This window comes from Actinoplanes hulinensis, assembly GCF_019429605.1.
Lineage (GTDB): Bacteria > Actinomycetota > Actinomycetes > Mycobacteriales > Micromonosporaceae > Actinoplanes > Actinoplanes campanulatus.
This window is the reverse complement of record NZ_JAHXZI010000013.1, coordinates 111,998-121,140: the sequence shown is the minus strand read 5'-3', so window position 1 is coordinate 121,140 and position 9,143 is coordinate 111,998. Positions and strand designations below refer to the sequence as shown.

The following is a 9,143-nucleotide window of genomic DNA, read 5'->3' as shown; positions in this document are numbered from 1 at the left end:
GGCCTTCTCGATCACCCGCTTCTATCCCGCAAGGAGACGCCGATGCGCCTCGGTGACCTCGTCATCGACGTGACACCACTCAGGACCAGCAGGGACTTCCGCTTCCTGTTCGCCGCCCGCCTGGTGTCCCTACTCGGCCTCGGCCTGACCCTCGTGGCGCTGCCGTTGCAGGTGTGGCAGATCACGCACTCGTCCTGGCACGTGGGACTGGTGAGCGTGGTCAACATGGTCCCGATGCTGATCGGCACCCTGGCCGGGGGCATCCTGGCCGACCGGATGGACCGCCGGAAGCTGATCCTGCTGGCCCGGGGCTCCGCGGTGGTCGTGTTCGCGGTGCTGGCCCTGAACGCGTCGGCGGACAGCCCGTACCTCTGGGTGATTTATCTGTCCGCGGCGGTCAACAGCGTCCTGAACGGATTGTCCGCGACCGCGCTGATGGCCACCACCCCCAACCTGGTCGGCCGCGACCAGCTGCCGGCGGCGGGGGCGCTGATGGCGATCACCGCCGAGCTGGGCGCGATCGTCGGCCCGTCGGTCGCCGGTGGCCTCACCGAACTCGCCGGCCTGTCCTGGAACTACGGCCTCACCGCGGTCGCCACGTTCATCACCACGGCGCTGATCGCCTTCATCAGGCCGCAGCCCCCCGCCGGTGACTTCGAGGAGGAGAGCCCGCTGCGCTCGATCGCCGGCGGCCTGCGGTTCGTGGCCTCCAACCGGCTGATCGCCGGCCTGCTGATCATCGACATGGTCGTGGTGGTCTTCGCGATGCCGACCGCGATCTTCCCCGAACTGACCGAGAAGATGTACGGCGACGGCGGCACCGTCCTCGGCCTCTTCTACGCCGCCCCCGGCGTAGGCGCGATGATCGCCGCCCTGGCCAGCGGCTGGACCGGCACGGTCAAGCACACCGGCCGCCATCTGATCTGGGCCACCGCCGCGTGCGGCGTGGCCGTGGCCGGGCTGGGCCTGACCGCCGACTGGCTGTTGGCGGCCCTGTTCTTCCTGGCCCTGCTCGGCGCCGCCGACACCATCTCGGAGATCCTGCGCCGCGCCCTGCTCCAGCACAACACCCCCGACCACCTCCAGGGCCGGGTGAGCAGCCTGTGGCTGGCCCAGACCAACGTGGGCCCGGCCATCGGCAGCGTCGAGGTCGCCCTGGCAGCCCGCGTCGCCGGCCCGGCGATGGCCCTGCTCGCCGGCGGCGCCCTGTGCGCGGCCGGAGCACTCGGCGTCGGCGCGGCCAGCCGCAACCTACGCAACGCCAGCCTCCACGACCCAAGCGCCGACGACCTCCTCACGCCCACTTCCCCCACCCCCGAACCCTGACCCCACCTCCACCATCCCCCACCCCACGCCCGCCCCCGCACACCCACCCCACGCCCGCCCCGCGCACCCACGCCCAGACCCGCACACCCACCCCACGCCCGCCCCGCGCACCCACGCCCGGCCCCGCGCACCCACCTCACGCCCGGGCCCCGCACACCCACGCTCGCGCCTCCGCCCACCCCGCCCGGCTCGATCTTGGACGTTTGACCACCGTTTTCGGTGGCCGAACGTCCAAGATCGCTGTGAATCCGAAAGCGCAAGTCGCCAACGAACAGGCCCACACTCACACCTCCCACCCAGTCCCGATCTTGGACGTCTCACCACCGCTATCAGTGGCCAGGCGTCCAAGATCGGCGCTAATCGGGAAAGCGCGAGCGAGAAACACGAGTCACCTACAGACAGGACTGCGCTCACGCCGCACGCCCAGTCCGGATCTTGAACGTCTCACCACCTCCGCGGGCGGGCAATCGTCCAAGATCGCCATAAATCGAGGAGCACAAGCCGCCAAGGGACAAGCAAGCGCTCACGCTGCTCACCCAGTGAGGTCAGGTGGAGCCGAACACGCTGGAGACGACCGCCGATCTTGGACGTTTGACCACCGTTTTCGGTGGCCAGACGTCCAAGATCGCTGCGAGGCCGAAGGCGCGAGGCGCCGGAGAACCGGCGGGCCACACGCGCCCGGCGCACCCGCCGATCTTGGACGGTTGGCCACCGAAAACGGTGGACGAACGTCCAAGATCGCCGCGGAACGGGGGTGGCCGAGGCGCGGAGGGCGGGTGAGAGGCGGAGGGCGGGTGAGGTTGGGGGTCAGTCCTCGTCGGGGGCGTGGTGGTCGAGGTTTTGGATGCCTCGCTTCCAGTAGCCGTCTACGTCGATCGCGTTCGAGGACAGGGCGCGGTCGTCGCGTAGATGGCGGCGGATCGGCTTGAGAGTGGTGGCCTCGCCCGCGATCCAGGCGAAACCGTCGCCGGGCGGGAGCTCGGTGGCGGTGATCGCGTCGAGCAGGAGGGTGGTGGTGCCGGGCTCGGCGCCGTTGCGGTGCAGCCAGGTCAGGGTGACGTCGGCGTTCCAGGTCAGCTTCTGCTCCTCCAGGGCGGCGGCGACCTCGACGTATGCCAGGACTCGACGGCCGGCGGGGATCTGCTCCAGGAAGCGGGCCACGGCGGGCAGGGCGGTCTCGTCGCCGGCGATCAGGTACCAGTCGAGGTCCATCGGGATCAGGACCGAGCCGCGGGGGCCCAGGACGCCCACGGTCTGGCCCTCGCTCGCCTGGGCGGCCCATGTGGATGCCGGGCCCTCGCCGTGGATGACGAAATCGAGTTCGAGTTCGCCGGGGCGGTGGGCGCGGACCGTGTAGTCGCGGAACACCGGGCGGGGCGTGCCGGGCGGCGGCGGGATCAGGCCGTTCGGGCCGAGGGTCGGCATGATCGGCAGGTCGGCGCCGTCGGCCGGGAAGAAGACCTTGACGTGGTCGGCGGGGGCCGGGCCCTGGAAGCCGTCGAGGTCGTCGCCGCCCAGGGTCACGCGGACCATGCGCGGGGTGATCCGCTGGACGTTGCGGACCTGGAGCAGGCGGGGCTTGAGGTCGTACTGGACGATCGTGGCGGGCACGGAACTCCTCCGTAGGCGGCGGTGAAAAGGCACGACCCGCCGTGGAAGGACGGCGGGTCGTGGCAGGACTGGCTCAGGCGCACGGCCGAGTCGCCGCGGGAGCGGCTCAGGCGGACGGCGGGCCGTGGCAGAAGCAGCTCAGGCGCACGGCCGAGTCGTGGCAGAAGCAGCTCAGGCGCACGGCCGAGTCGTGGCAGAAGCAGCTCAGGCGCACGGCCGAGTCGTGGCAGGAGCGGCTCAGGCGGACGGCGGGTCGTGGCAGAGCGGCTCAGGTGGACGGGGTGCCCATGGCCCGGATCAGGCTGGCGGGGCGCATGTCGGTCCAGGTCTTCTCGACGTACTCCAGGCAGTTGGCGCGGGAGTCCTCCGGGTGGGCGACCGTCCACCCGGCCGGGATCTCGGCGAACGACGGCCACAGCGAGTGCTGGTTCTCGTCGTTGACGAGGACCAGGTAGGTGGCGTCGTCGTCCTCGAACGGGTTGGTGCTCATCGGACCGCCTCCTGCCGCGCGGCGGTCAGCAGGGCCCACCAGCCGTTGACGGTGGGGTCCTCGGCGAGGTCGGCGAAATCGAGGCGGGCGCCGCCGGAGCGCCAGCGCTCGACCAGGGTCATCAGCCGGATCGAGTCGAGGCCGACGTCGATCAGGTCGTCGTCGGGGCCGAAGCTGTCGGCCGGCTCCTCGAGGACCTCGGCGATCTGCGCCTGTAGTTCGGCGGCGGACGTGGGCAGCGGGGCGGTCATGGTCGGTCTCCGGAGGTGACGAGCGTCCACGGCTCGGCGGCCGGGACGGGGTGGCGGTCGGCGAGCCGGGCGGCGACCGACGCGACGATCTCGCCGGATCGCACCGCCACCGCGGACAGCAGGGAGGACGTGATGCCGTGCGTGTGCTCGGTCGCGCCCTGGAGGTAGACGCCGGCGTGCAGGGCCGGGTCGGTGACGAGCCGGTAGTCGCGGCCGATGCGCGGCAGGCCCTCGTCGTCGCGGCGGCACCGCGGGCCGGTCGCGCCGAGCAGTGTCGCCGCGTCGACCGGACGGCAGCCGGTGGCGTAGACGACGGCGTCGGCGCTCAGCTCGGTCAGTTCGCCGGTGGGCAGGTGTTCGACGACGAGTTCGACGCCGTCGGGGCGCGGTTTCAGGCCGGTGACCCGGGAGGCGTTCAGGATGCGGAGCCGGTTGCGGCCCAGGATCTTTTCACCGTACGCCTTGCGGTACAGCTCAGTGATCAGGTCACCGTCCACCACCGAGTAGTTGGTGTTGCGGTGGTAGTCGAACAGCATCCGTTTCACGTCGTCCGGGGCGCCGTAGTAGAGGTCCACGGCGGACGGGTCGAAGATGCCGTTGGCGAAGTTGCTGTCGTCGGCGGGGCTGTAGCCGTACCGGAAGAAGACCGAGCAGACCTCGGCGGCCGGGTAGCGTTCGTGCAGGAAGGCGACCGTCTCGGCGGCGCTCTGGCCGGCGCCGACCACGACGAACCGCTGGGGCCGCTCGACCTCGAACGTCTCGACGCGGTGCAGGAGGTCGAGGTTGTGCCAGACCCGTTCGGAGGCGGTGACCTCCGGTGGCAGGGCCGCTTCCAGGCCGGCGGCGACGACCACGTTGCGGGCCCGTACGACCCGGGTGCCGGCGGCGTGCCGGGCGATCACGTCGACCGCGCGGGCCTGGCCGTCAGGGCCGGTGACCGGGATGACGTCGGTGACCGTGTGCCCGTACGCCACGCTGTTCTTCATCCGGCCGGCGGCCCAGCTGAGGTAATCGTGGAACTCGACCCGCAGCGGGTACATCGTCTTGTAGTTGATGAAGTCGGCGAGCCGGTCGTGGGCGTGCAGGTAGGAGACGAAGCTGAAGTCGCTGGCCGGGTTGCGCATGGTGACCAGGTCCTTGAGGAAGGAGACCTGCATCGTCGCGTTCTCGAGCAGCATCCCGCGATGCCAGCCGAACTCCTCCTGCTTCTCCAGGAAGACGGCCTCGATGCGGTCCTCGAGACGGGCGCACCGGGCGTTGTGCTCCTCGACGGCGATGGCGAGGGCCAGGTTGGACGGTCCGAAACCGATGCCGACCAGGTCGTACACCGTGGAGTCGGAGGGATTCAAGGTCAGGCCCTTTCGAGCGGAGCGGCACTGCCGTGCGGAGGTTAGGCTAACCTAACAATTTCAGGCGCGTAAAGCGGGTCGTGGATGCGACATGAGCGCGGCACACTTGTGTCCCAGATCGACCTCGGTGAGCGGCTCGAATCCCGCGGCCGCGAACATCCGGCGCGCCATGGCGTGCCGGGCGTCCGGGTCGGCGACCACCCGCGGGCACCGGGGATCGGCCGCGAACAGGCCGTCGACCAGCGCCGCCATCAGCTCCCGGCCGAGACCGCGGTCGGTCGCCTCGAGCGGCCCGACGGCGATGTGGACACCCAGGTCGTAGGGCTCGGCCGGGTAGTACCGGCCGACCACGTCGCGTGGCGTCCGGTAGACCTCCAGGTAGGCCAGGTCCGCCCCGTCGCGTGCGGCGATCAGGGGCAGCGTGCACGCCCCCGCGAGTTGCCGCCGGAGCACCGCGTCCCACCGCTCGACCGGCCAGTTCTGCTCCCAGAACAGGTCCACGTGCGGCAGTGCCATCCAGTCGGCGACCACTTTGCCGTCACCGGCGTCCGGGTCGGCCACCCGCACCCGCCAGGGCCCGGCCAGGTCCGGGACAGGCGGTGGACCGGCCGCGACCACGGCCGGGTCGAGGCCGTCGGTCAGTTCCCGGAAGGACTCCGCCGACCAGGTTTCCGCGCTCATCGGATCCCCCTTTACTTAGGTTCGCCTAACCTAAGCGCTGGAGGGCTTATCCGCCTAGCCCGGGGCGGGAGGGAACGTGCCCGCCCGTACGGTAAGGTCCCGCGATCAACCGTCGATGCTGCGCGAGAGATTCGCGATGCTGGTGGTCAGCGCGGTGACGTAGGCGTTGATCCGCCACGCCGCGGTGACCAGGCTCGCGAGCCGCGCGACCAGCACCGGCCGGGTCACCACCTCCGGACTGTCGATCACCCACAGGCTCGCCCGGGCGAACAGGTCGCCGATCAGGCCGCGCACGATGTCGCGGGCCAGCAGGATCAGGTCACCGGCCGACCTGGTGATCAATGTCATGGCCGTCGAGGTCGCGGCCAGCCCGCGCAGCGCCTCCACGTTGTTCGCCATGATGTCCAGGTATGCGCGCACGTCCGGCCGCTCCGGCCCGGGGAACGCCCCGGCCAGGCACCACTCCAGATCGGACGCCAGCCGGCGCAGGTCACCGGCCATCACGTCCCAGTGGCCGGCCTGGTCGGCGACCACCTCCGGGGTGCCGGTGAGATCGTCCAGCAGCCGGCGAAGCGGTTCGACATGCGTGGTCGCGTACTCCAGTCCACCGGTGCGCAGCAGCATGAACACGCCGGTCACCGGGGTGGCGAACTCGGCGACCGGGGCGGCCTCGGCGAGCAGCGGCTCCACCCAGTCGCGGCTGTTGACCGCCTCCAGCACGCCGTCGATGATCTCCGGGGCCGACGGGGCGTCCTCGTCGGCGGAGCTCTCGTCCGGCTGGCCCACCATCTCGGCCAGCGGCTGCTCACCGGCGGCCACCCGGCGCAGACCGCGAACGGTCAGCACCAGCGTCTCCTCGACGTACGCCAGAAGCTCGTCGTGTTTTTGATAGCGGTCACCCAGGCCGGTGAGGATCCAGCCGCAGAGCGCCCCGAAAGCGGTCTGGCCCTTCTCGATCTGCCGTCCGGTGAGCCGGACCTGCCCGAGCCGCACGCGTAACCGGTCGAGCTGGGCGGCATGCGCCCTGAGCTGCTCCGGGCCGACCGGGGGCCCGGCGGCCGTCGCCACTACGACGCCATCCCGGGAAGGTAACTCAACGCCACACCGGGACAGTACCGTCCCGTCACGGGGTGGCGCTGACCCAGGGGCGTCAGAAGACGAGCCGGTCCACGAAGGCCGTCACCACCTCGTCCGGATCGGCGTCCGCCCCGATCGACGTGGTCAGCATGTCCAGCAGCAGGCCGTCCATCGCATAGTGCAGCAGCGCGATCTCGAAGGCACCGCCCGGCAGGCCGGTGGTGAGGTGGAACGCCACGTCGTCGCGGAAGCCGGCCCGCAGGGTGCCGCCGAGGATCTCGGACAGTCCCGGCCGCCGGGCCGCCTCCAGTCGCAGTTCGATCAGCGCCCGGGTCAGGTCGGGCTGCCGGGTGGTGCGCTCCAGGATGTAGCGCAGGTAGTCGACGAACAACTCCCGGCCCGGCTCGCGGGCGGCCAGACCGGCGACCACCGTCTCGTCGGGGGCGAACCGCTCCATGATCCGCTCGCCGAGGGCGCCCAGCAGCGCGTCGCGGGACCGGAAGTAGTTCGACGCCGTACCGGCGGGCACCCCGGCCTCCTGGTCGACAGCGCGGTGGGTGAGCCCGCGGGCCCCGCTCGCGGCGAGCACGCGCAGCCCGGCGTCGGCGAGGGCGCGACGGCGCTCCGGATTTCTGACCATGTCCGGACACTAGCAGTAACCACTACAGGTGCTGTAGTTTACGAACCACGACAGCCATAGTGGTTGTGATCGACCGAGGAGTCATCTTGCGAAAGCTCGTCTATTTCGTCGCCGCCACCATCGACGGATTCATCGCCGCGCCCGACGGCTCGTGGGACTTCATGACGATCCACGACGACGTCACCGCGTTCATGGGCACGCGATATCCGGAGACCGTGCCCACCCACCTGCGCGGCCCACTCGGCGCCGAGGGCCCGAACCGCGTGTTCGACACGGTGCTGATGGGACGGCACACCTACGAGCCGGCCTTACAGGCCGGGATCATTTCGCCGTACGCGCATCTGAAGCAGTTCGTGTTCTCCAGCACGCTGCCGGCCTCGGCGGATCCGGCCGTCCAGGTGGTGGCCGACGATCCGCGCGCCCTGGTCGACAAACTCAAGCAGCAGCCCGGCCTGGACATCTGGCTGGCCGGCGGCGGCAGCCTGGCCGGGCAGCTGCTGCCCGTCGTCGACGAACTGGTCATCAAGCTGAACCCGATCGTGGCGGGCGCCGGCATCCCCCTCGCCACGACCGGATTCGACCCGCACCGTTTCGACCTGATCGACGCGACCCCGCTGGACAGCGGCGTGGTCGTGCTCCGCTACCGGGCCACCGCCTAATTAGGGGCCGCCAGGTCGGCGCGACCCAGCGCGGAAGCAGGGAATTCGGGTGTCGCCATCGGTGCGGGACCATCAATCGGGGATGTTCCAGGCCGAGGCCTTGAAGGTGACCGTGCCGTCCTGGCCGGTCGCCGTCACCTCGAGCAGCACCATCTTCCAGGTCCCGGCCGTGGCCCGTGCAGTGTCCAGGGAGGTCATGATGCAGTAGACCTGTCCACGGCGGGTCGGGTAAGAGTCCGACGACATCGGGCTGGTTCGAATGTGCTCAGCGCACTCGAACGGGGTGACCACCGCGGAGTTGACCACGCTGCCTTCGACGCCGCTGGACAACTTGAGATAAGCGGCACCCGACCCGCAGGGGTCCTCGTGATAGAACTCAGCGGCCGACGAATCCACCTTCACACGCGGCTCGTCAAGATCGACGTAGGTGGCCTCATTACAGTCGGCGGGCACCCGAAGATTCTGGCCGGCGTATCTCTCCTTGTACTGGGTCTGGGCGTCCAGCACCGGAACCGCGCCGGTGGCAGTCAGGTCGGTGGGTTCCTGCACCGGCTCCGTGTTGGGCGCCGCATTGGTGGGCGACTCGGTGGGAACCGGTGTGGCGGGCACGACCGGTGGCGGAACCGCTAGTGCATCGATCCGTTCGAGGGCTTGGCTCGCTTTGTCGGCGGCGCGCCACGATTGCACGGCGGCGACCGAGCCGACGAGTAGCGCGAGCACGGCGACCGCCAGTGCGAGCACCGCCGATCCCGTTCCGCGACGCCGCGATGGGATCGGTGAAACCCCGTTCGAGGGGACATCACTCGACGAAGGCGGGGCCGGCTGACCGTGATGCGAAGGAATGCTGCCCATCGACGGCCGCGCTCCGCCCGCCGGGCCGTGGGGATCTGATGTGCTCATCTCTAGCCCGCATTCTCAGATTGATCACTATTGGTAGGCAACCGGCACCGTATCGTGAAAACACGGCCGTATCCTGTGTCGGAAGTCCGTCACTTCACTGGTGCTCCGCCGGCCTCCGTCCTGTCCGTCAGATCTATTGATGTCTGGTCAATCTCTGAC

Annotated in this window: 10 protein-coding genes; 2 read left to right on the top strand and 8 right to left on the bottom strand. The window is 70.1% G+C overall.

The annotated features are described in order from the left end of the window. Positions 1-42 precede the first annotated feature (42 nt). On the top strand, positions 43-1,326 hold the full coding sequence (gene entS, locus KZ829_RS24625; RefSeq protein ID WP_220146278.1) for an enterobactin transporter EntS: 1,284 nt from the start codon (positions 43-45) through the stop codon (positions 1,324-1,326). An 807-nt stretch (positions 1,327-2,133) separates the two neighbouring features. On the opposite strand, the gene KZ829_RS24620 is transcribed toward entS, so the two are convergent. The 7 genes from KZ829_RS24620 to KZ829_RS24590 all read right to left on the bottom strand — a co-directional run bounded on the left by KZ829_RS24620 (position 2,134) and on the right by KZ829_RS24590 (position 7,425). After that, complete coding sequence (locus tag KZ829_RS24620; protein ID WP_308285640.1) at positions 2,134-2,937, bottom strand: siderophore-interacting protein; 804 nt, start codon at positions 2,935-2,937, stop codon at positions 2,134-2,136. Between the two features lie 268 nt (positions 2,938-3,205). Then, positions 3,206-3,427, bottom strand: coding sequence for an MbtH family protein (locus KZ829_RS24615; RefSeq protein ID WP_220146277.1), 222 nt, complete (start codon positions 3,425-3,427; stop codon positions 3,206-3,208). Next, complete coding sequence (locus tag KZ829_RS24610) at positions 3,424-3,678, bottom strand: phosphopantetheine-binding protein (protein ID WP_183220239.1); 255 nt, start codon at positions 3,676-3,678, stop codon at positions 3,424-3,426. The genes KZ829_RS24615 and KZ829_RS24610 overlap by 4 nt, the downstream gene beginning before the upstream one ends. Further along, positions 3,675-5,027, bottom strand: a complete 1,353-nt coding sequence (locus tag KZ829_RS24605; protein WP_220146276.1) for a lysine N(6)-hydroxylase/L-ornithine N(5)-oxygenase family protein — start codon at positions 5,025-5,027, stop codon at positions 3,675-3,677. Before KZ829_RS24605 ends, KZ829_RS24610 begins: the two co-directional genes overlap by 4 nt. 60 nt (positions 5,028-5,087) lie before the next feature. Beyond that, the gene (locus tag KZ829_RS24600) at positions 5,088-5,708 is read right to left on the bottom strand and encodes a GNAT family N-acetyltransferase (RefSeq protein ID WP_220146275.1); all 621 of its coding nucleotides are present in this window, start codon (positions 5,706-5,708) and stop codon (positions 5,088-5,090) included. 105 nt (positions 5,709-5,813) lie between these two features. Next, positions 5,814-6,776: a hypothetical protein gene (locus tag KZ829_RS24595; protein ID WP_220146274.1), complete on the bottom strand. Its 963-nt coding sequence runs from the start codon at positions 6,774-6,776 to the stop codon at positions 5,814-5,816. 82 nt (positions 6,777-6,858) lie between these two features. Further along, positions 6,859-7,425: a TetR/AcrR family transcriptional regulator gene (locus tag KZ829_RS24590; RefSeq protein ID WP_183220232.1), complete on the bottom strand. Its 567-nt coding sequence runs from the start codon at positions 7,423-7,425 to the stop codon at positions 6,859-6,861. Between the two features lie 86 nt (positions 7,426-7,511). Here KZ829_RS24590 and KZ829_RS24585 point away from each other — a divergent pair, with 86 nt between their 5' ends. After that, positions 7,512-8,084 carry a dihydrofolate reductase family protein gene (locus KZ829_RS24585; protein WP_220146273.1) on the top strand — a complete coding sequence of 191 codons (573 nt, stop codon included), beginning with the start codon at positions 7,512-7,514 and terminating at the stop codon, positions 8,082-8,084. A gap of 72 nt (positions 8,085-8,156) precedes the next feature. Here KZ829_RS24585 and KZ829_RS24580 read toward each other — a convergent pair whose 3' ends face one another. Next, positions 8,157-8,825, bottom strand: a complete 669-nt coding sequence (locus tag KZ829_RS24580; RefSeq protein WP_220146272.1) for a hypothetical protein — start codon at positions 8,823-8,825, stop codon at positions 8,157-8,159. Positions 8,826-9,143 lie beyond the last annotated feature (318 nt).